Consider the following 25678-nt stretch of genomic DNA (forward strand, 5'->3'; position numbering starts at 1 on the left):
GTGGCGGCCTTTGGCATATTAAATTTTTTGTTTGAACGGCTGTGCCACCGGCAGAACAATGGCGGCAGAGTCGTTTTTCTGTGTCCAGACAAGCTCTGCGGTAATCGGCATGTGGTCCGACACAGCAGTTTCGATTGTTTCAGCATCCCCCACTTCAAATCCGTGGTCGGCGAAAATATAATCGATCCGTGTCATCGGCCGAGTTGACTCGCCGGTTTCTTGGTTTTCATAAGGTGACGGATACGTATACGCATCGCCGCGCTTTGTTTTCAAGAACACGTCCGTCATCACCCGGTGCAAATGAACCAAATGCCGGTGGGTGGGCGGCGCATTGAAATCGCCTGCAATGATTTTCGGGAAATGACTTTTGCCTGCAATATCAAAGATTTCTTGTATGCTCATTTCAAGTTCTTCGTCTTTCAGCGCCAGGTGTGTATTCAATACTTTGAGATACGTACCTTCAACTTCGATGATCGTCTCGAGAACGCCGCGCTGTTCATTGCTGTAGGTATCCGCAATGACTTGCGTCAAAAAATGATTTTCTGCGTACTTGATCGGATAACGGCTCAATGTGGCGTTGCCGTACTGGCGGTTAGGCCGTTCATTATCATCCGGAGCCTGGTTTAAATTGGCGCCATATGCCGCGTACATCCCGAGCCGTTCGGAAAGCCATTCGACTTGGTCCATATAAAAACTGCGGCTTGAAAAATAGCGATCGACTTCCTGCAGGGCTACAATTGTGGCGCCTGACTGTTCGATTACCCGGGCGGCTCTTTCCAAATCCACTTTGCCGTCCATTCCCATTCCGTGCGCGATATTGAACGACATCACTTTCACTACTGGTGTCTTATTGGCATCGCCTTGCATGCGACCCTCTCCTTTTCAAGATGAAACGAATCAGTGGCAGCTGCTTTTGTCCCTTTCATTATAACAGGATTGGTGCATTTTCAGATGACAGACACGTTAAGGATTGTTATTCTTTTGTAAATATTTGAGCTCGACTGCAATGGGGACATGATCGGAAGCTTCGCTCGACACGGTCCACGTATCCTCAGCCGAAAAATGCGGATCGTGGAAAATATAATCGATTTTCTTGCCGTGGTCTCCTTCCATTTTATACGTCTCCGGATATGGCCCGGTTTCACCGAATGCATTGTGGAAATGGCGGGTAAAGCGCTGGATATGTTCACTTTCCGGAGACGCATTAAAGTCGCCGACCAATACTTTCGGCAGCGGGTTTTCTCTAGTGAGCACCAAGATTTCAGTCAAATTACGCTCCACTTCCTTATCGGTCAGCGATAAATGCGTGTTATAAAATGAAAAACAGAAACCGTCCGCATCGATCATCGCTTCCAACAGCCCGCGCGGTTCAAAATCTTCGGGGTGTTCTTCTACAGAGCTCAAGTCATGATTGGTTGATGACTGTATCGGGTAGCGGCTTAAGGTCGCATTGCCATACTCCCGCTCGGACTGCTCTTTTCTGCCTGTGCGGTGGATCAAATTCGGTCCGTAGGCCATCTCCATATCGAGCCGTTCCGACAGCCATTTCGCTTGGTCTAAAAAACTGCTGCGGTCCGAGAAATTGCGGTCGACTTCCTGTAAGCCGACCACTGCTGCGCCGCCTTCTTCAATCGCCTTTGCCGTCAATTTGAGGTCCAGCTCGCCATCCATTCGCCGGCCGGAAGAGATGTTGAAGCTCATTACTTTCACTGCTTTATGGGTCATAGCTGATCCTCCTTTTTTCTACTGCATTCCCTGAGCTTCATGCCTGAAACATCACGGAACGAAAAAAGCAGCCAGCCGCGGCCAACTGCTTTTTATGATAATTCTTTGGTATAGGCGGCGATGGCAGCGTGCAAAAACTGCGCAGCGCCCGCACCCGCCTTGTCTTGTCGTAATAGGCGGCGAAACGTTCATCGGCGACATACATGTCCGCGAGCCCTCTGTGTGCGTTCGCATCATAAGTTGCCCATGTGAAACCGAGCCATTCCCGGTGCAACGCGGCTGCGAGCTGGTCTAAGATGTCCTGTTTGATTTGAGCTTGCGGAATGCCCTATATTACTCTTCGTCCATTTTAAGCATCTTGGCATTCGATGCATCCATTATTTTATCGCCATATTTCTCTCGGATTCCCCCGCTGTAAGCCGCTTCATTTCCTTCTACCATCTTGTCCTTGAATCCTTCGAACTTTTCGTGATCATTCATGTCGCTCTCTCCTTTTTTAGCGGAAATGGTCGTTTCCACAGTGTGGATCAAGAGGTCCAACCGGCTGCGCTTGTCGATCAGCTGTCTGCGGTACTCAGACAATGCTTCAGCTTCGTTGAAATGCGGGTCATCCAACAGCTTGGCGATGTCGCCGAGCCCAAAGCCGAGCTCGCGGTAAAACAGAATCTGCTGCAGCCGGTCCACTTCCGCCGTTCCGTAAAGCCTGTAACCGGACGCATTTTTAGGCGCCGCCAACAAGCCGATTGCATCGTAATAGCGTAAGGTTCTGGCGCTGACTCCTGCAAGCGCCGCCAATTTCTGCACGGTTACATGCCATCACCTCCTGATAGCTCTACTTTAAACCTTGACGAAACGTCAAGGTCAAGTAATTGATCACGTTAATTGCTGTTCGGCAAATTCCCGGTACAAGAGATGCTTATCGATCAGTTCCCGGTGCTTGCCGGTTCCTGTGACGCGGCCGTTTTCAATAAAGACGATTTTGTCGGCATCGACGATTGTCGATAAGCGGTGGGCAATCACCAATGTCGTGCGCCCTTCCATCAAGCGGCCGAGCGCCTGTTGGACGATTCCTTCCGACTGGCTATCTAAGCTTGCAGTTGCTTCATCCATCATCAAAATTTTCGGATCGCGCAAAAAGGCGCGGGCAATCGCAATGCGCTGCCGTTGTCCGCCCGACAGTTTCACTCCGCGTTCGCCGACTTGCGTATCCAGCCCGTCCGGAAACGCAGCGATAAATTCTTCGGCATACGCCATGCGGGCAACGCGCCAAAGTTCATCGTCTGTAATTTGTTCTGCGAACGGCAAGCCGTAGATGAGGTTGGCACGTATCGTGCCGCCCATCATCGCGCTTTCCTGTGACACATAGCCGATCTGATTGCGCCACGATGCAATCGCCACTTCGCCGATCGGCATATCCCCGATCGTAATGACGCCATCCGTCGGCTCGTAAAACCGCTCGATCAAGCCGAACACGGTCGTCTTCCCGCCGCCGCTCGGTCCGGCAAACGCAATCATCTGGCCAGGTTGCGCCTCAAATGAAACGCCCTGTAGCACCGGCTCGCCGTTTGCATAAGAAAAGCTTACATCTTCGAGCCGCAGCGTCTTGCCGCTAATATCCATTTCCGCACCAGGCGCTTCTTCTTCTTTTGGCAATTCCAAAATATCGATAATGCGTTCTGTTGCCCCTCTCGCTTTTTGCAGCTCGGTAAAAAACCGGGCAAATGTCGCGAGTGGCACGACAATCTGGAACAAATACAGCAGAAATGCGACGAGCGAACCTGTCGTCATCGATCCATCTGCTACCCGGATGCCGCCATAGCCAATGATCATGACGATAACGACCATCACGACCAAATACATGAGCGGCCCGATGAGCGCATACACTTTCGCTTCTTTCATGCCGAGGCCGTATAACTTGTCGATGCCGGAAAGCCCCCGCTGTTTCTCTACTTGTTCCGCGGTGGATGCTTTCATCAAGCGGATTTCGCCGAGTGTCTGCTGGACGTCTCCAGTGAAATTCGCCGTCTCGTCTTGCAAGTTGCGGGAGATTTTCGCCATCTGGCGCCCTAAAGGAATCATGATTGCGATTGTCAGCGGCACGGCAATCATCATGATCAAGGTCATTTTCCAGTCGAGAATCAGGAGAATAGTGACAGCCCCGATGATGGTAATAATGCCGGTGACAAAATTCGGGAAATGATCCGTAATGAGGTTTTTGACGATGCCGGTATCGTTGACTACACGGCTGACGGTTTGACCGCTGGCGTGCTGATCAAAATAGCTGACGCGCAAGCGCAGCAAGTGAAGCCACATTCGCTCACGCAGCCCCGCGACAATCCGTTGCCCGACCATGCTCAATAAATAAATCGACACGCCATTGATGATCGCCTGAACAATAAATGCGGCCGCTAGCGCAGCAATTAAAGGCGCACTCAGAGATTCTACTGAAAACCCGTCCACCAGTTCTCTTGTCAAAAGTGGAACGAGCAACCCTACAAGCGTGGTAACAAGGCTCGTCGTCAATCCGAAGGCAAGCGCCCATTTCGGGATTTTAATCGAGGTGAGCAGTGTGAAAAACGGCTTGATCCCCTCTTTTTTCTGAACTACTTCCATGTCTACCTCTCCTATCTATCCAATCAAACTCATTTATGCAGCTGCGATTTTCCGGTCTTTCGGTAAAGCGAGACCGACTAATCCAAGAATCGGCAAGATGGAAATCACGATCATTGTTTCCTGCACTCCGATCGAATCCATCAATACCCCGATGACGACCGCACCAATTGCTCCCATGCCAAATGCCAAGCCGACCGTCAAGCCCGACATCGTCCCAATTCTACTCGGAACGAGTTCCTGTGCGTAGACGACCATGACGGAAAAACTCAACATGAGGAAAAAACCGAGCACCGCGAGAATTGCCGCCACGAGCGGAAGCGCTACATAAGGCAGCACCAGTGCAAGCGGAATCGGCACAATGAGCGATACCATAATGACCCATTTCCGCCCGATGCGATCGGCGAGCGGACCGCCGAAAAACGTACCAAAAGCGCCCACACCAAGAAACAGAAAAATGAACATCTGACCTTGTTGTATCGTCACACCATAATTATCCATTAAATGGAATATATAAAAACTGGTAATAGCTGTTATGTAAAAAGTCCGCGCAAAAATGATTAATAGCAGCAGCGATAAAGCCGTGCCCACTTGCTTTTTCGTCAGCGGTGGAAGTGAACTCAATACCGCTCTTTTCACTTTTTCCAATTTGTCCCGCTCCAACTGCGCTTTGTACCAAGCGGAAATTTTTGTCAGCACGAAAATTCCGAACGCCGCCACAAACAAAAACAGCGCCGCGCCCTGTTGGCCGAGCGGTACGAGGATAAACGCGCTGATGAGCGGTGCGAGCGCCTGGCCGGAATTGCCCCCAACCTGATAAATCGATTGTGATAAGCCGCGCCTTGAACCGGCCGCCATATACGACACCCGCGAGCCTTCCGGATGGAACACCGCCGAACCGAAACCGAGGAAAATGACCGATACTAAAATAAGCCAATATTCCGGAGCGAACGCCAATCCGGCAATACCGATAAACGAAAAAACCATGCCGAGCGGCAACGCATACGGCATCGGTTTTTTATCGCTGATAAAGCCGACGACCGGCTGCAGAACAGACGCCACCATGTTGAGCGCAAACGCGATCAAACCGAGCTGCGTAAACGTCAGCCCGAGGTCTTTCTCTAAAATCGGAAACATCGCCGGAATCACCGCCTGCAGTGAATCGTTTAGTAAATGCACTCCGCCGATTGCGAACATCACCGGGTAAACCGGGTTCGCTGCGAGCGAAGTGGAAGAAATCGCTTTTGCCATAGTGCCGCCTCCAAATTCACTTTTCCACATTCTTTTTCCATTATAAACCAAGTCCTTCAACTTCGGTAAATAGACAAAAAGCACGGACACACATTCTGTGGTGAATGCCCATCCGCGCTTCTGTTTCGTTCTATTGGCGAGCGTTACAGCAAGCGGAGAAACAGCACTTTCAAGTAATCGCCTTCCTGATACCTCCGGTCGACATGAAAATCCTCCGGCAAACTAAACGTTTCAACAATTTTGTATGTCTTTCCTGTGTCTTTAAATGCCTGTTCGATCATGTGCGTGAACTTCTTCATGTTAAACGACGCACTGTTTGTCGATGCGACAATCAAGCCTTGCGGGGCAGTAATATCGATCGCTTGTTTCATCAAACCGGTATAATCTTTTGCCGCACTGAAGATGTATTTTTTCGATCGCGCAAAGCTCGGCGGATCGAGGACCACCACATCAAATGCCAGCTCCTTGCGCTTCGCGTACTTGAAGTAATTGAACACATCCATGACCAAGATGTCCTGCTCTTCAAAATCGATGCCGTTGACACTGAACTGCTCGATCGTCTTTGCCGAACTGCGCTTCGCAAGATCCACGCTCGTCGTCTTGTCTGCGCCGCCAAGCACAGCCGCAACCGAGAACGCCCCCGTATAAGAAAACGTATTGAGCACGGTCTTGCCTTCTGCGTATTTGGTGCGGATCGCCTGACGGACATCTCGCTGATCGAGGAAAATCCCGGTCATCGCGCCATCATTCAAATAAACCGCAAAGTTCATGCCGTTTTCTTTGATGATCAGTGGAAACTCCCCGCGCTCGCCCGCGACATAATCATCATCTTCGATATACTGGCCTTTCGTATCAAAACGTTTCTTCTCATAAATCCCGGTGCAGTCTGCCACATTCTCCAGAGCCGCAACCACTTCGTCCCGGAACGAATAAACGCCCTCGCTATACCATGACAGCAGATAAAAGCCCGCGTAATAATCAATCGTTAATCCGCCAAGGCCATCCCCTTCACCGTTAAACACACGGAATGCGGTCGTTTCCGGATTGTTGAAAAAATCCTCACGGCGGCTGATCGCCAGCTCGAGCTTGCGTTCAATAAACGGCTGGCCGATTGCCTCATCCTGGTTTCGGGTCAACACCCATCCCACGCCTTTGTTTTGCTCGCCGTAATAGCCAGTGCCAAGAAATTGCCCATCCTGATCCACTAAGCGCAGCAATGTTCCTTCCGGTGCGTCGATTTCACTCCTCAAACCTTCTTTCGTAATCAGCGGAGAGCCTTTCACCAATTCATTTTTCAATTGATCTTTCACAGTGACCGTCATTTCGTTTTTCACAATTCCTCATCCTATCTATGTTACTGCATTTTGCATTATAATCAGTGTAAAGGAAATCCGTTCGCCTGCCCACTGTCAGCCGCACATTTCATTGATATGGATTCGGAAAGGAGGAGCCATCGTGAAAAAGAAGTTCTATATTTACAACATCCTTCTGACGAATGGGGAGATGCTAGAAGGCATCCGCATTGAAGGAGCGCTCGAAGATCACTTTATCGGAGTCGCCGTCAGCTTCTTGCCCGTTGAAGACGCTAGCGGGAAGACGATTGTCCTCAGCATCTTCCACATCGTCCATGCGGAACTGCTGCGCATCGAAGAAGCCTAGGAAAAAGCGTCCTCGTGACGCTTTTTCCTTGCCTGCTTGGAGGTAGCGTACGAATTTGTAAGAATTAGATTCATATACAAAAAAATTGAGCGGCTGTTAGATTTCATTGAGTTGTATGAATGGAATTTTTGTGTGCTTCTATAGCTTTCATCCGCTGTCGGGGAAATCGCTTCTTTGGTGGAGCGTAGTGAACAGAAAACTGATTAGCTCGTTCAGTGAATGTTGAAATAACCTGTTCTATTCTCCAATTGTCGAGAAGAAGTGTGCAGCATCGTTTGTGCTAACAAAGAGATATCTTTCCACTGCTTACTAGTGTGAGAGGATGAAGAAACGATCAACACCTCGAAATCTAGAGACGGAGCGCAAAGGGCCGACGCCTGGGGGACTGCGCGGGACTGGCGAAACAATGGCGGCGCGCTCTTTAGCCGCCTTGGTTCGACGCCCGACGCCCGGCAAGCGTGCCCCTGAAGCGCAGTCCAATAGCACAAGCTATTTACAAAAATCAGCGTCTTATTGAAGCGCAGTCTCAATCAGTATCATAATATGCCTCTACCCTATATAAAAAATAAACACCAAAAAAACGTTCCGCCAAAACAGCAGAACGCTTCGCACTTACTCTTGCATCCAGTCCCACGCATCGTTCATTTCATCCAAATTGAAATGGCGCGTCTCCAGCTCACCGGCAAAATTCTGCCAATTCTGGGTAGCCGACGTCCAGTCCTTCTCGCTGATCACCGCAAACTTTCGTGCACGGCCCCAGCTTTCACGGTCAATCTGCGCACTGTCTGCGGCCTCGAACAAAGTCGAATCTTCCACTTGGTAAATGATCGCGTACATATTGAAATGCCCTTTCTCGTTCACTTTGTCGCGGATGACATGATTCAGTTTCTCAATATCCGCTCGGCTTGCGCGCCCTTCCACTTCAATTGCAATTGTTTCTTCGTCTTTGCTCGGTACTATCGATAGCATCTGCAATCACCCCTCCTTTATCCAGTTCCATGCTTGTTCCATTTGATCCAGCGGGAAATGCTTCACTTGTACACCCGGAAGCTTGTCGATAACGCCGGTTATCTTGGTGAGCCAGTCTTTTTCACTGACGACGGCCAGCTTGTTGTATTGGCTCCAGCGTTTTGCATCAATCGCCAGCTCTTCAAAAATCGCACCGGCAGAAGGCGTATCGATGTCGCCGATAACTGCATACACACTAAACTTCTCATCATTTCGGAATTTATCGAACACGACATTATCAAATTTCTCTAAATCTTCTTTGGTCATTTTTCCTTCTACTTCAATCGCAAGTGTTTGCTCATCTTTGCTCGTAACAAATGACAGCATGGCAATGCCTCCTTAGAATTTCCTAATAACCGTGTTATTCCCTCTTATGGCGCTGTCAAACGGATTGCAGGAAATGAGAACTTGAATATATTGCATTCTGCATACTATAAACCTTTACAGTAGTGTATAATGGAGTCAGATAATTTCGAAAGGAGATTTACTATGCCTATCCCTATAGACCACACACGGCCGATACGTGTGTCCGCAAAAGCAAGCGCCCACCATCAATTGCAGCAATGGATTATTGATGGCACTTTGCAGCCTGGGGAAAAGCTGGTCGACACGGAACTTGCCGAAGCGCTCAATTTGAGCAGAACGCCAATCCGTGAAGCCCTGCAACTTCTGGAAGTACAAGGGTTCATCGAAATGTTTCCCGGCAAAGCTACCCGTGTAACGGATATCCTTATTGAAGACATCAAACACCTCCTGCCTCCGCTCGCTGCGCTGCAGGCACTTGCCGGCGAGCTGGCCATCCCTAACTTAACAATGGAAATTTTCGGGCTATTGGAAGAAACCAACCGGAAGTTCGCACGGGCGATCCGCAATAGCGATTCGTTCTCCGCCTTGAAAATCGACGAAGAGTTCCATCAAATCATTGTCGACGCCGCAGGGAATCCATATATCGATTCGATGCTCGGCCAACTTCAATCACATGTCCGCAGGCAATTCTTCCACCATTCCTTAGTTCTGACGATGCGCTCCCATGATGAGCACATTGAAATTATTGAGACGCTGAAAGCTGGCGATGGCGATAAGATCTCCCATTTGATGAAATCAAACTGGGTACGGACGATCGATGAACTGACCACCATAAAAGGCATTTAAAAAAAGCTGTTCCAAAAGTGCAGGAATGCACTTCATGGAACAGCTTTTTATTTAGCGGTCGAAAGCAGGGGCTTTCGCTTCTCCGCCTTTTCGGATTCGGACAACCGCCGCCGAAAGGACGATTGCGACAAGAGCCGGCATGAGCCAGCCGAGGCCGTCACCATAGAGTGGCAACACGCTCGCATATACATCAATGATGCTTTGCAGCCACGCAGGGTTCGCCAGACCGAGTGAACCAGTCAAAGTTTTCAATCCGTCGATGATCGCGATCAAAAATGTCACCGCAATGGCCGATACGTAGACGATGCGGTCGTGCCCGAAAAGCGGGGACAAAAACGCCAGCAAGATCAGGACAATCGCCAACGGATACAAGAACATCAATACCGGGATCGAATAAGTGATGATGTTCGCAAGGCCTGCATTGGTCACGACAAGTGAAAACACCGTAAAAATGAAAACATATGTGCGGTAGCTGATGCTTGGCGTCAGTTTGTTGAAAAACTCGGCGTTCGCAACAGTCAGTCCGACCGCTGTCGTCAAGCAGGCAAGCGTGATAATGACCGCCAGCAGCAAGGCACCGAACGTGCCGAAATAATGGGCAGATGCGCCGCTCAGAACCGGTCCGCCAGTTTCTAGAAGCCCGAGCTCGGACGTGCTTGTTGCGCCAAGGAAAGCAATCCCTGTGTAGACAACAGCCAATAGGACGGCTGCGACCACACCGCTTCGAAGCGTAGCTTTCAATATCCCTTTAGAGGATGTAACGCCCATTTTCTGCACAGCCGAAATGACGATGATGCCGAATACGAGTGAAGCGAGCGCGTCCATCGTATTGTAGCCTTCCGTAAAGCCCGCCAGGAACGCACCGCTCGCGTACCCGTCTTGTGCCGGGCCTGCCTCCCCCATCGGAGAGACAAATGCCGCGACCAGCAAAAGCCCGAGGACGAGCAAGATTGCCGGCGCCAAAAATTTGCCGATGCTTTCGACCATTTGTGTCGGGTTCAATGACAATAAGAAAGAAATGGCAAAAAAGATGACCGAGAATATGAGCAATCCGGCCGTAACCGCCCCATCTCCAATAAATGGCACAATGCCTACTTCATAAGAAACGGCCGCTGTGCGCGGCAGTGCGAAGAATGGGCCAATCGTTAAGTAAAGAGCCGCCGTGAACAACAAACCGTAAACGGGATGCACACGGCTCGAGAGGTCCTGCAGATCGCGGCTTTTCGAAAAGCCGATCGCCAAAATGCCGAGAAGCGGCAAGCCGACACCCGTCGTCAAGAACCCGGCCATCGCCACCCAGACGTTCTCGCCTGCGTACTGGCCGAGCTGGGCCGGGAAGATCAAGTTCCCCGCTCCGAAAAATAATGCGAAAAGCATTGTCCCAATGATAAGATAAGCCTTCATTGATAATTTGCTGTCCATATTTACTAGCTCCTTTACTCAATTGAGTTTCATTCTTTTGTATCCTAAAATACTATAAGCGAATAATTGTGTGCGATATATTGCATAAAGTAATAATACAACATCCCATTAAAAATGCAAGTAATAAAATATTATTTTCGAAAAATTTCCTCATTCTGTTGAAAGTCAGGCTCTCAGTGCTTTCTTGCTATAACATTTTCTTCCTTTCCTGTAAGTTCTTCCGATGCTTCTGCCGAAATTGCCTCTCGCATTTCCAGAATATTGATGTACAATATCTAAATATATGAAGACGTCCATCGTTTTCCCCAATTGTCCGGAAGGCGGAGGTGCCCATGAAAATCATTCGCATAGTTTTGCAATTGCTCGTGCTGTACGGCTTTTTGCTAATCGGCGAAGCCATTCAGACTTTACTCAATTTGCCGATGCCCGGAAGCATCATCGGCTTCCTACTATTATTTCTCGTTTTATTGCTGAAAATTTACCCGCTCGAGTGGATTGATGTGGGCGCAACGTTTTTATTGAGTTTTCTTTCCTTATATTTTATTCCCGCGACGGTCGGCGTTGTGGAGTATGGCCCTCTGTTCTCCGGAAAAGGTGTACTGCTTTTGCCCATCGTCATCATCAGCACGCTTCTCACGATGGCGGCAGCCGGACTCGCTAGCCAGACAACCGCGAACCGAAGCACCGCAGGAAAGGAGGAGATGTGACGATGGAATTTTCTCCAGTTGCAGCTCTTTTTGCCGCTTTGACTATCGTGATTTACGTCATCGCCAATTTTTTCTATTTGCGCTTCCGTAAAACGCCTTTGAACCCTGTTCTCACGGCTACCGTCTCACTGGTCCTCATACTGGTCGTGTTTGATGTGCCTTACGAAACATATATGAAAGGCGGCGACTGGATCGCCACTTTGCTCGGGCCGGCAGTCGTGGCTCTCGCCGTCCCACTCTATAAACACCGGAAACTGCTTCAGGATAATTTAATGCCGATTGCCGTTGGGATTGTTGCCGGCGTTGTGGTCGGCCTCATCAGCGGCACGTTGTTTACGATGTGGCTCGGCTTTAGCGAAGAGCTGATTTATACGGTTCTGCCGAAATCGTTGACGACGCCTGTCGCCATGCAAGTCGCCTCGACAATTGGCGGCATCCCGTCACTGGCTGCAGTCTTTGTCATGGTGGCTGGCTTCACCGGCATTCTCTTCGGCCCGTATCTGCTGCAGATGCTAGGCATCAATTCCCCGATCGGCCGCGGCATCGGGCTCGGCACTTCCGCTCATGGCCTCGGCACGGCGAAAGCGTTCGAGTACGGGCCAGAAGATGCTTCGATGAGTTCTGTCGCGATGACTTTAAGCGCCGTTCTCGGAGCATTGCTCAGCCCACTCGTCGCCTGGCTGCTGATATAATGAACAAACAATCCCCAAAAGGCGAAGTTTAATTGCGCGATGAATACTCCATGTAAACCAAAATCCCCCAGTGCATAAGCGCACCGGGGGATTTCTATTCGTTGTTCAGTTGCTTCAACTAATTTTTTCATGTTTTCAGGTCGCGGCTGCGGAAACCGGCTGCACCCATGACCGACAGGATGACAGCAATACCGAGCAACAACGCGAGCACACCGTAATCCACTTCTTCTAAAGGAATGCTCGGAATATGCCCGTAAGGCGTCAGTTTTCCTACCCAGTCCGGCAGCTGAAGCAGCTCTCCCAAATAGACGACAAAAAACGAGAATCCCAGATAGAGCCAAACGATGCTTGCCCAAGAAGGCAAAAAGCCGATGAACAGGAGTGAAACACCAATCATGAACAAGATCGCCGGCAAATACACGAACGATGCGCCGACATACGTGCCAAGTGGAATCGTTTCTTCTAGCATCGCATTGCCGAGCAGGCCGAGCCCAAGACCCGTCAGTAGCAACATAACAGTTGCGGTCAAGACAGCAAGCAGCCAATAGCTGAACGTCACTCGCCATCGGGAGACTGCCCGGCCGACGACGTGTTCGAGGCGGCCATTCTTTTCTTCTGTCTTCACTTTCAGCATCACCATAATCGCCGGAATCGAAGCAAGAATCGCCATGACCGAAGACAGCACCGGGATGAATAGCTCGATCAAACTGAAACCTTGCTGTTCCACAATCATTTGTTGAAAGATATCGATGCCTTCAAAAAAGCGTTCGATCTCACCGAGCACCGATCCGTAAGAAACCCCGAGAATAAATAAAGCAACTGACCACGCAATCAAACCGGTGCGCTGAAGCCGCCATGCCAAGCCGAATGGCCCTCGAAGCGTTGCCGAGGCTTCCGTACGTCCAGCCCGCGTCGGCAAAAATCCGGAATCATGATCACGGATTGCGTTCAAATACAGTGCCAATGCGGAAAGTGCGACCGCCACGCCGACCGACAGCAAGACCGGCCACCAAGTGTTTTCGACAAACGGCTTGGCACGCAAAATCCATCCGAGCGGCGAACTGAGTGCCAGCGGTTCACTGACGACATCGCCGATTGCCCGGATCATATAAAACAGCAACAAAGCGGCAATCGACAAGCCGGTCGTTCCCCGCGCATTTTGCGATAACTGCGCAAACACCGCCGTCAGGCCAGCGAAAACCAAACCGGTTGCACCGAGCGCCGCGCCGTACAACAGCGAACCGTGAAGACCGACGCCCTCGGCTTGCAGCGCCGCCATCGACACACCGGTCAAAACCCCAAGCAGCACATTAGCACCGGTCAGCACGAGCAAAACAGCCGACAAGCTGGACAACTGCCCGACCGGCAGTGCACGGACGAGTTCGAGCCGCCCTTCTTCTTCGTCGCCGCGGCTATGGCGGCTCACAAGCAAAATATTCATTAGGGCGACAATCGCCGCGGTCATGACCAGCATTTCATGAGCCGTCATGGCGCCGGTCGTATAATCGTCAACCCCGTAATTCGGTCCGACCATCGCAATCATCGCCGGGTTTTCCATCGTTTCCGCAATGGCCTCCCGCTCGGCCTGGTCCCCGTACAAATTATCGAAGGCGACTACAGCACCGACTGATGCCAAAATAAATGATAAGATCCAGACCGGCAGGCGAATGCGATCCCGCCGCAAGACAAAGCGCATTAAACTCCACGTATGGTCAAACAGCTGGCTCATTAGACGCCACCTCCCGCTCCTGTCTCCGTCTCTTCATAATGGCGGATGAATAAGTCTTCCAAAGTCGGCGGGCGGCTTTCCATCCGTTTGATGCCGAATGTGCTCAAATAACGGACAACCGCATCCAGTTCATCCGAATCCACTTGGAACGACCAACCTCCGTCGAACGCTTCCACGCGGTGCACGCCTGGCATTTCGCTCAGTTCCGGCACCGGCTTGTGAGTTTCGATAAACATCAAGGAGCCGGTCAAATGGCGCATTTCCTTCAGCGTCCCGGTTTCGATGATGCGTCCTTTGCGGATGATTGCCACGCGGTCGCACAGCTTCTCGACTTCCGACAGGATATGGCTCGACAACACGATGCTCTTGCCTTGTGCTTTCGCTTCGTAGACATATTCAGAAAACACGCGTTCCATGAGCGGGTCGAGTCCGGACGTCGGTTCATCGAAAACATACAGATCGGCATCGGCGGAAAACGCTGCGATGAGCACCACTTTTTGCCGGTTGCCTTTTGAATAGGTGCGGCATTTTTTGCTCGGATCGAGGCCAAAACGAGCAATCAGCTCATCGCGTCGGCCTTTATCGAAGCCGCCGCGCAATCGGCCGAATAAATCGATCACTTCGCCCCCTGTCAGGTTCGGCCATAAATTGACGTCCCCTGGAACATACGCGACGCGTTTATGGATATCGACCGCATCTTTCCAGACATCTTTTCCGAAAATCTCAGCGCTGCCTTCGGATGCTTTTAAAATGCCGAGTAAGACGCGCAAAGTCGTCGATTTCCCTGAGCCGTTCGGTCCGATAAAGCCGAACACTTCGCCTGCTTTCACTTCGATGTCGACGCCGTCAAGTGCTTTGAAATCACCGAAATTCTTGCTGAGCCCTTGTGTCTTGACTACCGTCATCCCAATCCCTCCTCCGTTTGGTAAAAGCTCGTCTTCAAAATGGCCAAATAGCCGTAGAATTCTTCCCAGTACGGCGCAAAATCAATGTCCGCAAGTTTTTGCCCCGTTAAGCGCGCGAGCAACTCCTGCTGATATCCATCGATCGACCAGCGGATCAAGTGAAACACTTTGTCCGGATCAAGGTCTTTTCGGAACCGGCTTTTGTCGATGCCTTCATACATCAACCGGTAGCCGTCCCGTTTCATAAGCTCTATTTTCTCCTGCAGCTGTTCAGGCAGACGGGTTTCCCCGTCGAGCAAAAAGACACCCGAGAACCGGAACACTTCTTCGTTTTCCGCTTGGGCTTCCATTTTCAAACGTGCAAGTTGCGTGAGCCGCTCGATCAAATCGGGTTCGTCCGCATCCACTTTATTCAAATAGCGGCTGCGGATGAATTCAAGGCTATACTTCACCAAATACTCATACAGCTCCTGCTTGCTGGTGAAATAATAGAACAGCATGCCTTTGCCGATTCCGGCCGCTTTAACAATGCGGTTGGTCGATGCCTTCTGATATCCATGGCTGGCGAATTCAGCGAGCGCCACTTGGCGGATAGTCTGCTGTTTGCTTTCTTCTAAGTTTTCAAATCTTGCAACGATGGTATCCCCCTCCTTTTTCCATACGCGAGTAGACCATCCTGATCGACTTAAATATATAACGTTCGACCAGACTGGTCCACATAAATATCAGATAATTCCAACTTTCTATTTATAGGCATTCCGCTTTCATGAAGCCGCTTGACGTGCTATCTTTGACATAAGTATGACAAGACAGGAGGAGCTTCTTTTGACCAAATTTTTTACACCTAAGTTTTCTGTCGCTGCGCTCTCTGCAGCCGCAATGCTCACATTGTCCGCTTGCGGCAGTGAGACGGAAGAAACCGCTGACACCACGACTGCCTGGGACGAGATCCAGGAAGAAGGCACGTTGACCGTTGCCACGTCCGGTACACTTTACCCGACATCATTCCGCGCAGAAGGCACGGATGAATTGACCGGCTTTGAAGTCGAAGTCGTCCGCGAAGCAGCCGAACGCCTTGAGTTAGAAGTCGAATTCACGGAATTGGGCTTTGACGAAATGTTGACCTCGATTCAGACCGGTCAAGTGGACATCGCCGCCAACGACATCGAAATCACTGAAGACCGCCAGGAAAACTTCCTGTTTTCCACACCGTTTAAATATTCTTACGGTACAGCCATCGTCCGCGCTGATGACCTGTCCGGCATTGAGACATTAGAAGATCTGGAAGGCAAAAAAGCAGCTGGCGCTTCGACTTCCGTCTATATGGAAACGGCTCGTTCATACGGGGCAGAAGAAGTGACGTATGATAATGCCACGAACGAAACGTATCTTCGTGATGTTTCCATCGGCCGCACCGACGTCATCTTGAACGATTATTATTTGCAGACGCTGGCCATCGAGGCGTTCCCAGAATTGGAAATCGTCATCCACCCGACGATCAAGTACAGCCCATCCACAGTCGGCATGGTGATGAATAAAGACAACGATGAACTTACTGAGAATATCAACCGCGTCGTAGAGGAAATGCTCGAAGACGGAACGATCGCCGAAATTTCCGCCGAATTCTTCGCCGGCGCAGATGTCACACAACCGATCGATATTGAAGAATAAGCTTTTATCGCCCCTGGCAACCAATTGACATGGTTTGTCTGGGGCAATTTTTATATGCTGCAAGCTTTAAATGCTATTTAATAATAATGTTTCATTTCTCTCGTCCCGAGAACGCTTCCTTTTCTTCACCATATTCCCACTGTTACCCGGGCCTATTTATCGACTATTCTCTTATTAAACCTGTGTTTCTATAAAATTTAATTTAAAAACTCCAACTTTTATCCACTTTCATTCACTAAATAAAAGCATTATGCTATTAAAGCATTTAGAATAATCTGGAGATGAGGTGATCTTTTGGAATTTACATTTTCTCCTTTGAGTGAACAAGCGCTTGTCATCGAAACCGGATCGATTATCAATAAAGAGACCGAACAAGCGGTGCGAAAGCTGTCCTCCCTTTTGGAAAATCAGGCCCCGGACTGGCTGATCGAATTTATCCCAGCATTTACGACGGTGACGGTTTTCTATGACCCTTGCCGCCTCAAACAACAGCAAGTCGAGCAGGAACTGCGCCTGATGCTTGCTGACTTGGATGAGGTGGAAGCGCCTGCCCCGCGGCACATTGAAATTCCAGTTTGCTATGGTGGCACGTTCGGACCAGACCTCGGATTTGTCGCGGAGCACAACGGCTTGACTGAAGAAGAAGTCATTGAAATCCACACTTCCGGCACTTATAGCGTCCACATGATCGGCTTTGCCCCCGGTTTTCCTTTCATCGGCGGCATGTCCGAAAAAATCGCCGCGCCGCGTAGAAAATCACCGCGACTGCGAATTCCGGAACGCACAGTTGGAATCGCCGGCATGCAGACAGGGGTTTATCCGATTGAAACTCCGGGCGGCTGGCAATTGATCGGCCGCACGCCGCTCCGTCTGTTCCTCCCTGACCAGGACATTCCGAGTTTGCTTCGTGCTGGAGATGAAATCCGCTTCACGCAAATTGATGAAGCCGAATACCGTGAACAGGAGGCGATATTTGATGCTAAGCATTCGTAAAAGCGGATTGCAGACAGCGGTCCAAGACCTCGGACGCACCGGTTTTCAGCGCTACGGCGTTATTGCGAGCGGCGTCATGGACCCGTTCGCACACCGCATCGCCAATCTGCTCGTCGGCAACATTGAAACGTCGCCGACTTTGGAGATCGCCTTGTCAGGACCTGTCATTGAGTTCGAAACCGATCATTTCATCGCCATTTGCGGCGGTGATTTATCACCGTCAATCGACGGAAAGCCGCTTCCGATGTGGCGCGGCCATATCATCCGAAAAGGCAGCGTGCTATCTTTCGGCGAACCGAAGCGCGGTGCCCGCAGTTATCTGGCCGTTGCCGGCAGCTTTGACATACCAGCTGTCATGGACAGCCATTCTACGTATTTGCGGGCAGGAATCGGCGGTTTTCAAGGGCGCGCTTTGAAAACTGGCGATACGCTCAAAACAGTTCCCATTTCAACTGAACAGTTGGGAATTTTCCAACGGACGACTGAACAATCACCCGACTGGCTCATTCCGCCGGCCCGCTACCACGTGCAGCCGGTTGTCCGGATGATCCCGGGACGCCAATACCCGCTGTTTAACGAAGAAAGCCGCACGCGCATCTTTGAAGAGGCGTTCACCGTTTCATCCAATTCGGACCGGATGGGCTACCGTTTAGAAGGTCCGGAACTTGCGCTCGACCAGCCAAAAGAACTGATTTCTGAAGCTGTCGCGTTTGGTTCTGTCCAAGTACCGGCGGACGGCAACCCGATCGTTCTGCTCGCAGACCGCCAAACAACCGGCGGTTACCCGAAAATCGGCCAAGTCGCGTCGGTCGACTTGCCGCTGATCAGCCAACTGAAACCAGGCGAATCGCTCAAGTTCCGCGAAATATCCGTCAAGCAGGCGGAGCAGCTTTATATCGAGCAGGAACAGCAAATTCGCCAACTCAAGATCGGCATTCAAATGAAACGGGAGGAATGGACATGAACCATAAAATAGATTTGAACTGTGACATGGGCGAAAGCTTCGGCACTTATACACTCGGCAATGACAAAGTGATTCTCGATTACATCAGTTCCGCCAATATTGCGTGCGGCTTTCACGCCGGCGACCCGGCGACGATGCGCGAAACCGTAAAACTCGCACTCGAGAAAAATGTCGGCATCGGCGCACACCCCGGCCTGCAAGACCTCGCCGGATTCGGACGCCGCCACATGGCCGTGACGCCTCAGGAAGTATACGACCTGGTCATCTACCAGATCGGCGCGCTATACGGTTTCGTCAAGGCAGAAGGCGGAAGATTGCAGCATGTTAAAGCGCACGGCGGCTTATACAATATGGCCGTAACCGATGCTAAGCTTTCCGAGGCGATTGCAGAAGCGGTCTATAAAATCGACCCGGAACTCGTCTTGTTCGGCTTATCGGGCAGTGAAATCATCAAAGCCGGCGACAAGATCGGTCTTCGCACCGCCAATGAAGTATTCTCAGACCGGACCTATCAGCCGGACGGGACGCTCACGCCGCGCAGCCAAGACAATGCGCTCATCACCGACCCGGATGCAGCGATTGCTCAAGTCATCCGCATGGTCAAAGAAAACAAAGTCACCAATACCGAAGGAACCGATACGTTGCTGAAAGCGGATACGATCTGCATTCACGGCGACGGCAAAACGGCAAAAGAATTCGCGATGCATATTTCAAGTTCCTTGAAAGAGGCGGGAATCGACATCCACCATATCCACAAAATCGTCTAACACCGTCCAAGGGGGATTTGCTATGAACAATGTCAAAAAGATGAAAAACACTAATAACAGCATCTTGCTCGGTGCTGCATTCCTCATGGCAACTTCTGCCATCGGGCCTGGATTTTTGACCCAAACGACCGTCTTCACTGAAACTTTACTGGCCTCATTCGGTTTTGTCATTCTCATTTCCATCATCATCGACATCGGTGCCCAGACGAACATTTGGCGCATCATCGCCATTTCCGGAAAGCGCGCGCAAGATATCGCCAATGATGTGCTTCCGGGACTCGGTTATTTCCTGGCGCTCCTCATCGTCATAGGCGGCCTCGCTTTTAATATTGGAAACATCGCCGGTGCCGGGCTCGGAACGAACGTCCTGTTCGGCATTTCACCGGAACTCGGCGCTGGCCTCAGCGGTTTGCTCGCGGTCGGTATCTTCATGGTCAAAGAGGCAGGGCGTGCGATGGACCGCTTCGCGCAAATTCTCGGCTTCGTCATGATCGCGCTCACCATTTACGTCATGATAACGGCCCAGCCGCCAGTCGGCGAAGCAATTGCGAAAACATTTGTGCCTGACAAAATCGACATTTTTGCCATCGTGACGCTGGTCGGCGGAACCGTCGGCGGTTATATCACATTCGCTGGCGGACACCGCCTCGTGGATGCTGGCATGACCGGGAAAAGACATTTGCCGCAAGTAACGCGCAGCTCTATTTACGCAATCGGTGTCGCATCGATTATGCGCGTCATTTTATTCCTTGCCGTACTCGGTGTCGTTTCACAAGGGCTATCGCTCGACCCGGACAATCCACCGGCTTCTGTGTTCCAGCTCGCCGCTGGCAATATCGGCTATAAAATCTTCGGTATCGTCATGTGGGCAGCGGCCGTTACGTCTGTAGTAGGCGCCGCTTACACATCCGTTTCGTTTATCCGGTCGTTCAGCCCGGTGCTCGAGAAATATCATCGCTATCTGACTATCGGCTTTATCATCATTTCCACTATAATCTTCATATCGATCGGCCGTCCGGTCTTGATTTTGCTACTCGTCGGTTCATTGAACGGATTGATTTTGCCGATCGCACTCGCTGTGATGCTCATCGCCGCACATAAAAAGAAAATTGTCGGCGATTACAAACACCCGCTTTGGATGACGATTTTCGGCGTCATCATTGTCATCGCTATGTCATGGATGGGCGTCTATACGTTGATGAATGGCATTCCGCAATTATTTAAATAAGGAGTGATTGACATATGAGCCAAACAAAATCTCCAGAACAATTGCGCAGCGCGATCCGTAAAGGCGACTGGCAAACTCCGACGTCAGGACTTGCCCCCGGATTTATCCAAACGAACCTCGCCATTTTGCCAAAGGAAATGGCATTTGAGTTCTTGCTGTTCTGCCAGCGCAACCCGAAAGCCTGCCCGGTCATCGATGTGACAGAACCCGGTTCATTCGTACCGGTATTGTCGGCGCCAACTGCGGATCTGCGCACCGATGTGCCGAAATACCGCGTCTACCGGGATGGTGTGCTGACGGAAGAAACGGCCGACATTCTTCATTTGTGGACGGATGACATGGTCGCTTTCCTACTCGGCTGCAGCTTCACGTTCGAAGAAGCACTCGCCCAAAACGGCATCCCGATGCGCCACCAGGAACAAGGCTGCAACGTTCCGATGTACAAAACTTCGATTCCGGCGCTGTCTGCCGGGCGCTTTCAAGGACCGATCGTCGTCAGCATGCGCCCCATTCGTGAACAAGACATCGTCCGAGCCGTTCAAGTGACGAGTCGCTTCCCAAACGTACACGGGGCGCCTATCCATATCGGCAATCCTGAATCAATCGGCATCCAAGACATCGGAAAACCCGATTTTGGCGATGCCGTCACGATCAAAGAAGGCGAAGTCCCGGTCTTTTGGGCATGTGGAGTAACGCCTCAAGCGGTTGCGATGGAAAGCAAGCCCCCCTTGATGATTACGCATGCGCCGGGGCATATGTTCGTGACCGATTTGAAATCGGAAGACTTCAGCGTTTTTTAACTCCGTTTCCATAAAAAAACCGCTTACCCCTGAAATGGCTGGATCGCTCCAGTCAAGGCAAGGGTAAGCGGTTTTCTTTTTTCACAACGATCACGTTACGTCATTGTTCTTTCAGCCACTCCAAGACACCGTTCAAGTCTTCACAAACCGTGTCGGGCCGGTTGCCGAGTTCTTCGTCCGCTTGCCCGCTGCGGTTGACCCAAGCGGTCTGGAATCCAATGTTTTTCGCACCAGCGATGTCCCAGCCATTAGAAGACACGAACAATACTTCGATCGGATCCAATCCGAGTTTCTCGCGAGCATAGCCATAGGATGCGGGCGATGGTTTATACTTCCGGATATCGTCGACACTGAATATGGCGTCCATTTTCCCGTTGATGGCAGACCCTGCAATCAACGGTTCGAGCATATCGCGGGAGCCGTTTGACAAGACGGCGAGACGTTTGTCTCCAAGCGCCGCTAAAACCGCCGGCACTTCCCCGTACAGCGTCAGCGCTTTATATTCTTTCATCAACTCATCTTGCTGCACCTCTGCAGTCGGCAGCCCGAGTTCATTCAAAGCATGAAGAAGTGCATCGCGGGTGACCTCGGAAAACGGTTTATACGTCCCCATAATCTCGCGTAATGTGGAATATTCCAATTGCTTTTTGCGCCATAGCTGGCTGAGCTCTGCGCCGTTCCTCCCGTATAAACTTTCCGCTTTTGCAGCCACCGAGTGGACATCGAACAATGTTCCGTACACATCAAAGACCAGTGCTTTTATGTTGTGTTTCATGCCATCAATTCCTTTCGGATGCGAATCGCCACTTGCTCCCAATACGCCGCTTCGTGCGGCACCATTTCAGACAGGCCGACCGTCTTGCGGAATGGTTCCCTGCCGTTTGGCGTTTCATGAAAACCGCTCACATGGATGTGCTCGACTTGCTTCGTGCAAAGTTCAAAAAACGCCTGGAATTCAGCAGCCGCCATCCCCGCCACTTCCTCCCGCTGCAATCGGTAGTCCGCCAGCGCTAGTTGCGCTCCTTTATACAAATAAACATGGGCCCGCTCCCGGTCGGTAAATCCCGGAAGTGAAATTTCGTCGTGGATGACTCCAAGCGGCACTAACTCCGCGAGTTTGAGCGGCAAGCCGAGCTCTTCCTCGATTTCCCGGACGCCGTCTTCTACCGACTCATCCGCTGCAATGTGCCCTGCTGCCGTAATATCGAATAGTCTTGGGAAATCCGCCTTTTCAGAGCTTCTCAGCTGCAGATGAATCATGTATCGGCCAAGTTCCCGCGTCACCACCCAGCAATGGAGCGTCTCGTGCCACAAGCCGCGCTTATGAATGTCTTCACGGCTTGCGACACCGAGAAGTGCTCCGGACTCTGTGACATAAGCAATATTTTCAATAGCCATCGCGTAGCCTCCAAAATACAAGATCAGCGGCCTGTGCCGTCCGCTCAAAACCGAGCTTCTCGAGTACACGGATTGAAGCCGTATTACCCTCATAGCATTCCGCTGTCACTTCACGCACTTCCGGAAACGAAAAGGCCCTGTCGATCAAACCTCGCACGCCTTCTGTCGCATAGCCCAATCCTTGCCGTTCATCACTCACGCTGTAGCCGATTTCCACTTTCCCGGCCTTATCGGGACGTCCTTTAAACCCCATATCTCCAACCGGCGCACCGCTTTCGTCAAAGGCGATCCATGCACCCCAGCCGAGCAGCTGCGGATCCTGATTCAACTCATGCAAATGCAGGCTGATGTGCGGACCCAGTTCATAACTGCCGTATAACGTGCGGTACACTTCTTCCGTAACCGGTACAAGTTTCAGCCGCGCCGTCCGGATTTCTTTTGCTGTCGAGTTGGTGTTCACGTGATCTCCCCCTTGCCTTGCTCATTCCAAACTTTTGTAAAATGCCAGCGCGAATTCCACTATGCCCCGGTCATAACCGGAGCGTGCATGAATGCGCTCGATCCAAGCGTCCAAAGATGGGGCGGGTTCTTCGTTGATCAAGCCATTCATTGTACTGAGTTCACTCTGCCAATCGTTAAACTCCCAGTGCGCCACTTCCCCTTCATACGGAACCCGGACTTCAATGAGCGGCGTTTTTCCCAACTGGTGCTGGGAATATTCCGCCGCCTGCCAAAACTCCGAAAGGTCGATCGGCTGGAGCGAATACTTCTGCACCGACAATTTGCCGCCCGGCCGCTGATAAATAATTGTCATGCCGTCCGCTTCAGGCGATAATTGAACCTCGGCTCCAGGAAAGAATCCGGTTTGCGGCGCATCTGAAAATGCCGCGTCTTGTGTCTCCACCAAAATCGGCTGTATCCATTGATCCCCTAAATCACATAAGAAGCGACGTCCGTTTTCGTCAATGGCCAGAACGGCCGCATGTGCTTCTTCCGTGCCGAGTTTCGACCCGATTGGATACGCCTCGATGCCCGCTGCCCTAAACTCTGTAAGAAGCCATAACGCGAGGTCAAAGTAATTGCCGCCGAGACCGTAAACATCCCTGTGCTCGCGCATCTCTTCGACGCTGCGCTGCTTATTCACTCCGGCCCGCTCGGAATGCCAAACCTTCACCAAATTATCCATCGGCAGCCCATCAAAGCGCCGCCATACACTTAGAATATCTTCACCCGCACGCATCGTTCGATCCCCTCTCCTCTTCCATCTCCCTTTACTTTCGATTCAAGACATCTATATTCCTGCATGAAAAAAAGAAGGCCGGAGCCTTCCTTTTCATAAATCATTTAATTCCAGCTTTCTCTAAGCTTTCTAACGCTTGCTTGACGGTCGCAAAAGCATCGGTAGAGGAAAGCTGAATGCCCGCCCGGACGATGGTCTGCACCAAGTCCGGGCGCAGTCCCGCCACAACGACATGGATGCCCATGAGGCTGAACGTGCTGCCGATATGGTGGATCGCTTCTGCGGTTTGGTCGTCGATCGTCAGAACGCCTGAGAAATCGATGATGACGTGATAGACGTCCATTTCCGCAATGCGCGGAATGACGGTCGTCAAAATGTGATTAACCCGGTAGCTGTCAAGATAGCCGATTAGCGGCAAGATGACGACATCGTCGGCAACCGGAACGACCGGCGCCGACAGTGCAATCAATTCACTTTGCATCTCTGCTTCGTATTTTTCCTGGAGCCGCTCGAACGCAAAAAAGGTTTCGTTCAGGCTGACATCGAGCAACGTGTTGATGCGCTTGATGACCAGCGCGTTTTCTTCCAGTGTGAGCCCCGATTTGACACTCAGTTCCGTGAACAATTCCGCCATGACGACACGCGTCGGCGGATAACGCACGACGATATCTGCAATCTTGCCGCCCGCTGATACTTGCATCTCCGCATTTTTCTTGCTCCACTCGATGAGCGCATCCGGCACATCGAGATCCGCTTCTTGCCCGATTGTCTCGCCGAGATAGCCGAGCAGTTCCACGTACATTTCAACAGCCCGCAGCCGTTCCTCTTGCGGGATATTCTGATCCACTTTCGCGATCACTCCGTCCACAACCTGTTCAGCGAGCGCGCGTGGACTCGCTGTGATATATCCGCAAAACTCCGTAAATGAAGACATTCCGTCTGCCACCTTTTCAAATGAATTGCTTTCAGTATACCATTATTGCATAACAAGTGGCATGGCAATATGAGCAGGAGAATTCCATTAGCTATCGCCTTATATAAAAAACACTCGCCCCAAAATTGAGGCAAGTGTTTTACAATTCTATAAAATTATATTGGTTTAAAATGCTAAGGCACGGTAAGCCATATGTCCATGTTTACTTTCCTTTAAAGTTACATTGGTCTAAAACGAATCCGTGGATGAACACGCGCTACTCACGGGTTTTACTACTCTCTAAAATTACATTGGTCTAAAACTGTGGACGAGATGACGGAGTTCCAAGAGCTGTTTTACTACTCTCTAAAATTACATTGGTCTAAAACTGATAACCCATTACATGGAATCCCAACCGTGTTTTACTACTCTCTAAAATTACATTGGTCTAAAACATGTCATCGACCACAAGGAAGTCGGCCGCCGTTTTACTACTCTCTAAAATTACATTGGTCTAAAACCAAAAGATGCCGGAGAAACCGCAATCGGTGGTTTTACTACTCTCTAAAATTACATTGGTCTAAAACATGTGGGGGAACGGTTTACACGTCTCCCGGGTTTTACTACTCTCTAAAATTACATTGGTCTAAAACGCTCAACCACGCCAGTGTCATTAAACACCCGTTTTACTACTCTCTAAAATTACATTGGTCTAAAACTGTTTGGGTGACTGCTGCAAGTGCTACGGCGTTTTACTACTCTCTAAAATTACATTGGTCTAAAACTAGATATCTGATTGATATTTCATCATGCTCGTTTTACTACTCTCTAAAATTACATTGGT

The 25678-nt window shown here is 50.7% G+C and carries 29 protein-coding genes and 1 pseudogene; 11 read left to right on the forward strand and 19 right to left on the reverse strand.

The window, feature by feature from the left end; genetic code table 11:
• Window positions 1-18: 18 nt before the first annotated feature.
• The 8 genes and pseudogenes from J7E21_RS01645 to J7E21_RS01670 form a co-directional block, all read right to left on the reverse strand.
• Window positions 19-867 carry an endonuclease/exonuclease/phosphatase family protein gene (locus J7E21_RS01645; RefSeq protein ID WP_215104144.1) on the reverse strand — a complete coding sequence of 283 codons (849 nt, stop codon included), beginning with the start codon at window positions 865-867 and terminating at the stop codon, window positions 19-21.
• A 96-nt stretch (window positions 868-963) separates the two neighbouring features.
• The gene (locus J7E21_RS01650; protein WP_215104146.1) at window positions 964-1725 is read right to left on the reverse strand and encodes an endonuclease/exonuclease/phosphatase family protein; all 762 of its coding nucleotides are present in this window, start codon (window positions 1723-1725) and stop codon (window positions 964-966) included.
• Between the two features lie 37 nt (window positions 1726-1762).
• Window positions 1763-1930 (reverse strand): hypothetical protein, encoded by a 168-nt coding sequence (locus tag J7E21_RS16490; protein WP_353047707.1) that lies wholly within the window; start codon window positions 1928-1930, stop codon window positions 1763-1765.
• Between the two features lie 12 nt (window positions 1931-1942).
• Window positions 1943-1999: pseudogene (locus J7E21_RS16495) on the reverse strand (hypothetical protein); the annotation flags it as partial.
• A 59-nt stretch (window positions 2000-2058) separates the two neighbouring features.
• Window positions 2059-2529: a MerR family transcriptional regulator gene (locus J7E21_RS01655; RefSeq protein WP_353047704.1), complete on the reverse strand. Its 471-nt coding sequence runs from the start codon at window positions 2527-2529 to the stop codon at window positions 2059-2061.
• Window positions 2530-2598: 69 nt separating this feature from the next.
• On the reverse strand, window positions 2599-4338 hold the full coding sequence (locus J7E21_RS01660; RefSeq protein WP_215104148.1) for an ABC transporter ATP-binding protein: 1740 nt from the start codon (window positions 4336-4338) through the stop codon (window positions 2599-2601).
• Between the two features lie 33 nt (window positions 4339-4371).
• Window positions 4372-5586, reverse strand: coding sequence for an MFS transporter (locus tag J7E21_RS01665; protein WP_215104150.1), 1215 nt, complete (start codon window positions 5584-5586; stop codon window positions 4372-4374).
• A gap of 143 nt (window positions 5587-5729) precedes the next feature.
• Window positions 5730-6920, reverse strand: a complete 1191-nt coding sequence (locus tag J7E21_RS01670) for a class I SAM-dependent rRNA methyltransferase (protein WP_215104152.1) — start codon at window positions 6918-6920, stop codon at window positions 5730-5732.
• Between the two features lie 121 nt (window positions 6921-7041).
• Between J7E21_RS01670 and J7E21_RS01675 the strand changes: the two genes are divergently transcribed.
• Window positions 7042-7245, forward strand: coding sequence for a hypothetical protein (locus J7E21_RS01675; RefSeq protein ID WP_215104154.1), 204 nt, complete (start codon window positions 7042-7044; stop codon window positions 7243-7245).
• 322 nt (window positions 7246-7567) lie between these two features.
• On the forward strand, window positions 7568-7762 hold the full coding sequence (locus J7E21_RS01680) for a hypothetical protein (RefSeq protein WP_215104156.1): 195 nt from the start codon (window positions 7568-7570) through the stop codon (window positions 7760-7762).
• 95 nt (window positions 7763-7857) lie between these two features.
• Here J7E21_RS01680 and J7E21_RS01685 read toward each other — a convergent pair whose 3' ends face one another.
• Together J7E21_RS01685 and J7E21_RS01690 are read right to left on the reverse strand one after the other, a co-directional pair.
• Entirely contained in the window at window positions 7858-8214 is a 357-nt protein-coding gene (locus J7E21_RS01685) for a SpoIIAA family protein (RefSeq protein WP_215104158.1), read from the reverse strand.
• A gap of 6 nt (window positions 8215-8220) precedes the next feature.
• On the reverse strand, window positions 8221-8580 hold the full coding sequence (locus J7E21_RS01690) for a SpoIIAA family protein (protein WP_215104160.1): 360 nt from the start codon (window positions 8578-8580) through the stop codon (window positions 8221-8223).
• A 162-nt stretch (window positions 8581-8742) separates the two neighbouring features.
• Between J7E21_RS01690 and J7E21_RS01695 the strand changes: the two genes are divergently transcribed.
• Complete coding sequence (locus J7E21_RS01695; protein ID WP_215104162.1) at window positions 8743-9405, forward strand: GntR family transcriptional regulator; 663 nt, start codon at window positions 8743-8745, stop codon at window positions 9403-9405.
• A gap of 51 nt (window positions 9406-9456) precedes the next feature.
• On the opposite strand, the gene brnQ is transcribed toward J7E21_RS01695, so the two are convergent.
• Window positions 9457-10827: a branched-chain amino acid transport system II carrier protein gene (gene brnQ / locus J7E21_RS01700; protein ID WP_215104164.1), complete on the reverse strand. Its 1371-nt coding sequence runs from the start codon at window positions 10825-10827 to the stop codon at window positions 9457-9459.
• A 332-nt stretch (window positions 10828-11159) separates the two neighbouring features.
• On the opposite strand from brnQ, the gene J7E21_RS01705 reads away from it, so the two are divergent.
• Together J7E21_RS01705 and J7E21_RS01710 are read left to right on the forward strand one after the other, a co-directional pair.
• Window positions 11160-11534, forward strand: a complete 375-nt coding sequence (locus tag J7E21_RS01705; protein ID WP_215104166.1) for a CidA/LrgA family protein — start codon at window positions 11160-11162, stop codon at window positions 11532-11534.
• Window positions 11535-11536: 2 nt separating this feature from the next.
• A complete protein-coding gene (locus J7E21_RS01710) occupies window positions 11537-12226 on the forward strand; it encodes an LrgB family protein (RefSeq protein ID WP_215104167.1) in 690 nt (229 codons plus the stop codon).
• Between the two features lie 127 nt (window positions 12227-12353).
• On the opposite strand, the gene J7E21_RS01715 is transcribed toward J7E21_RS01710, so the two are convergent.
• Genes J7E21_RS01715 through J7E21_RS01725 form a run of 3 tightly spaced genes read right to left on the reverse strand, consistent with a single transcriptional unit; the run spans window position 12354 to window position 15444 of the window.
• Entirely contained in the window at window positions 12354-13955 is a 1602-nt protein-coding gene (locus tag J7E21_RS01715) for an ABC transporter permease (RefSeq protein WP_215104168.1), read from the reverse strand.
• Entirely contained in the window at window positions 13955-14860 is a 906-nt protein-coding gene (locus tag J7E21_RS01720; RefSeq protein WP_215104169.1) for an ABC transporter ATP-binding protein, read from the reverse strand. The genes J7E21_RS01715 and J7E21_RS01720 overlap by 1 nt, the downstream gene beginning before the upstream one ends.
• A complete protein-coding gene (locus J7E21_RS01725; protein WP_353047705.1) occupies window positions 14857-15444 on the reverse strand; it encodes a TetR/AcrR family transcriptional regulator in 588 nt (195 codons plus the stop codon). The genes J7E21_RS01720 and J7E21_RS01725 overlap by 4 nt, the downstream gene beginning before the upstream one ends.
• A 295-nt stretch (window positions 15445-15739) precedes the next feature.
• Here J7E21_RS01725 and J7E21_RS01730 point away from each other — a divergent pair, with 295 nt between their 5' ends.
• The 6 genes from J7E21_RS01730 to J7E21_RS01755 all read left to right on the forward strand — a co-directional run bounded on the left by J7E21_RS01730 (window position 15740) and on the right by J7E21_RS01755 (window position 21283).
• Complete coding sequence (locus tag J7E21_RS01730) at window positions 15740-16531, forward strand: transporter substrate-binding domain-containing protein (protein WP_251047760.1); 792 nt, start codon at window positions 15740-15742, stop codon at window positions 16529-16531.
• 294 nt (window positions 16532-16825) lie between these two features.
• Window positions 16826-17524, forward strand: coding sequence for a 5-oxoprolinase subunit PxpB (gene pxpB / locus J7E21_RS01735; RefSeq protein ID WP_215104171.1), 699 nt, complete (start codon window positions 16826-16828; stop codon window positions 17522-17524).
• Window positions 17508-18488 carry a 5-oxoprolinase subunit C family protein gene (locus J7E21_RS01740; protein WP_215104173.1) on the forward strand — a complete coding sequence of 327 codons (981 nt, stop codon included), beginning with the start codon at window positions 17508-17510 and terminating at the stop codon, window positions 18486-18488. The genes pxpB and J7E21_RS01740 overlap by 17 nt, the downstream gene beginning before the upstream one ends.
• A complete protein-coding gene (locus J7E21_RS01745) occupies window positions 18485-19255 on the forward strand; it encodes a LamB/YcsF family protein (RefSeq protein ID WP_215104175.1) in 771 nt (256 codons plus the stop codon). The genes J7E21_RS01740 and J7E21_RS01745 overlap by 4 nt, the downstream gene beginning before the upstream one ends.
• 22 nt (window positions 19256-19277) lie before the next feature.
• Window positions 19278-20483, forward strand: coding sequence for an NRAMP family divalent metal transporter (locus J7E21_RS01750; protein WP_215104177.1), 1206 nt, complete (start codon window positions 19278-19280; stop codon window positions 20481-20483).
• A 14-nt stretch (window positions 20484-20497) separates the two neighbouring features.
• Window positions 20498-21283: a putative hydro-lyase gene (locus J7E21_RS01755; protein ID WP_215104179.1), complete on the forward strand. Its 786-nt coding sequence runs from the start codon at window positions 20498-20500 to the stop codon at window positions 21281-21283.
• A 100-nt stretch (window positions 21284-21383) separates the two neighbouring features.
• On the opposite strand, the gene J7E21_RS01760 is transcribed toward J7E21_RS01755, so the two are convergent.
• The 5 genes from J7E21_RS01760 to J7E21_RS01780 form a co-directional block, all read right to left on the reverse strand.
• A complete protein-coding gene (locus tag J7E21_RS01760) occupies window positions 21384-22058 on the reverse strand; it encodes a haloacid dehalogenase type II (RefSeq protein ID WP_215104181.1) in 675 nt (224 codons plus the stop codon).
• Window positions 22055-22681 (reverse strand): NUDIX hydrolase, encoded by a 627-nt coding sequence (locus tag J7E21_RS01765; protein ID WP_215104183.1) that lies wholly within the window; start codon window positions 22679-22681, stop codon window positions 22055-22057. The genes J7E21_RS01760 and J7E21_RS01765 overlap by 4 nt, the downstream gene beginning before the upstream one ends.
• A complete protein-coding gene (locus tag J7E21_RS01770; RefSeq protein ID WP_215104185.1) occupies window positions 22671-23141 on the reverse strand; it encodes a GNAT family N-acetyltransferase in 471 nt (156 codons plus the stop codon). Before J7E21_RS01770 ends, J7E21_RS01765 begins: the two co-directional genes overlap by 11 nt.
• A gap of 21 nt (window positions 23142-23162) precedes the next feature.
• On the reverse strand, window positions 23163-23921 hold the full coding sequence (locus tag J7E21_RS01775) for a hypothetical protein (RefSeq protein ID WP_215104187.1): 759 nt from the start codon (window positions 23919-23921) through the stop codon (window positions 23163-23165).
• Window positions 23922-24021: 100 nt separating this feature from the next.
• Window positions 24022-24855: an STAS domain-containing protein gene (locus tag J7E21_RS01780; RefSeq protein WP_215104189.1), complete on the reverse strand. Its 834-nt coding sequence runs from the start codon at window positions 24853-24855 to the stop codon at window positions 24022-24024.
• Between the last annotated feature and the right edge of the window lie 823 nt (window positions 24856-25678).

Origin of the sequence: Planococcus sp. ISL-109, from assembly GCF_018613655.1 — a bacterium.
GTDB lineage: Bacteria > Bacillota > Bacilli > Bacillales_A > Planococcaceae > Planococcus.

Excerpts from the sequence above, each read along its gene's own strand:
- J7E21_RS01645 (WP_215104144.1), bottom strand. The coding sequence starts at position 867 with ATGCAAGGCGATGCCAATAAGACACCAGTAGTGAAAGTGATGTCGTTC.
- J7E21_RS01650 (WP_215104146.1), bottom strand. The coding sequence starts at position 1,725 with ATGACCCATAAAGCAGTGAAAGTAATGAGCTTCAACATCTCTTCCGGC.
- J7E21_RS16490 (WP_353047707.1), bottom strand. The coding sequence starts at position 1,930 with ATGTATGTCGCCGATGAACGTTTCGCCGCCTATTACGACAAGACAAGG.
- J7E21_RS01660 (WP_215104148.1), bottom strand. The coding sequence starts at position 4,338 with ATGGAAGTAGTTCAGAAAAAAGAGGGGATCAAGCCGTTTTTCACACTG.
- J7E21_RS01665 (WP_215104150.1), bottom strand. The coding sequence starts at position 5,586 with ATGGCAAAAGCGATTTCTTCCACTTCGCTCGCAGCGAACCCGGTTTAC.
- J7E21_RS01680 (WP_215104156.1), top strand. The coding sequence starts at position 7,568 with ATGAAGAAACGATCAACACCTCGAAATCTAGAGACGGAGCGCAAAGGG.
- J7E21_RS01685 (WP_215104158.1), bottom strand. The coding sequence starts at position 8,214 with ATGCTATCGATAGTACCGAGCAAAGACGAAGAAACAATTGCAATTGAA.
- J7E21_RS01690 (WP_215104160.1), bottom strand. The coding sequence starts at position 8,580 with ATGCTGTCATTTGTTACGAGCAAAGATGAGCAAACACTTGCGATTGAA.
- J7E21_RS01695 (WP_215104162.1), top strand. The coding sequence starts at position 8,743 with ATGCCTATCCCTATAGACCACACACGGCCGATACGTGTGTCCGCAAAA.
- brnQ (WP_215104164.1), bottom strand. The coding sequence starts at position 10,827 with ATGGACAGCAAATTATCAATGAAGGCTTATCTTATCATTGGGACAATG.
- J7E21_RS01705 (WP_215104166.1), top strand. The coding sequence starts at position 11,160 with ATGAAAATCATTCGCATAGTTTTGCAATTGCTCGTGCTGTACGGCTTT.
- J7E21_RS01710 (WP_215104167.1), top strand. The coding sequence starts at position 11,537 with ATGGAATTTTCTCCAGTTGCAGCTCTTTTTGCCGCTTTGACTATCGTG.
- J7E21_RS01715 (WP_215104168.1), bottom strand. The coding sequence starts at position 13,955 with ATGAGCCAGCTGTTTGACCATACGTGGAGTTTAATGCGCTTTGTCTTG.
- J7E21_RS01720 (WP_215104169.1), bottom strand. The coding sequence starts at position 14,860 with ATGACGGTAGTCAAGACACAAGGGCTCAGCAAGAATTTCGGTGATTTC.
- J7E21_RS01730 (WP_251047760.1), top strand. The coding sequence starts at position 15,740 with ATGCTCACATTGTCCGCTTGCGGCAGTGAGACGGAAGAAACCGCTGAC.
- J7E21_RS01740 (WP_215104173.1), top strand. The coding sequence starts at position 17,508 with ATGCTAAGCATTCGTAAAAGCGGATTGCAGACAGCGGTCCAAGACCTC.
- J7E21_RS01745 (WP_215104175.1), top strand. The coding sequence starts at position 18,485 with ATGAACCATAAAATAGATTTGAACTGTGACATGGGCGAAAGCTTCGGC.
- J7E21_RS01750 (WP_215104177.1), top strand. The coding sequence starts at position 19,278 with ATGAACAATGTCAAAAAGATGAAAAACACTAATAACAGCATCTTGCTC.
- J7E21_RS01755 (WP_215104179.1), top strand. The coding sequence starts at position 20,498 with ATGAGCCAAACAAAATCTCCAGAACAATTGCGCAGCGCGATCCGTAAA.
- J7E21_RS01760 (WP_215104181.1), bottom strand. The coding sequence starts at position 22,058 with ATGAAACACAACATAAAAGCACTGGTCTTTGATGTGTACGGAACATTG.
- J7E21_RS01765 (WP_215104183.1), bottom strand. The coding sequence starts at position 22,681 with ATGGCTATTGAAAATATTGCTTATGTCACAGAGTCCGGAGCACTTCTC.
- J7E21_RS01775 (WP_215104187.1), bottom strand. The coding sequence starts at position 23,921 with ATGCGTGCGGGTGAAGATATTCTAAGTGTATGGCGGCGCTTTGATGGG.
- J7E21_RS01780 (WP_215104189.1), bottom strand. The coding sequence starts at position 24,855 with ATGTCTTCATTTACGGAGTTTTGCGGATATATCACAGCGAGTCCACGC.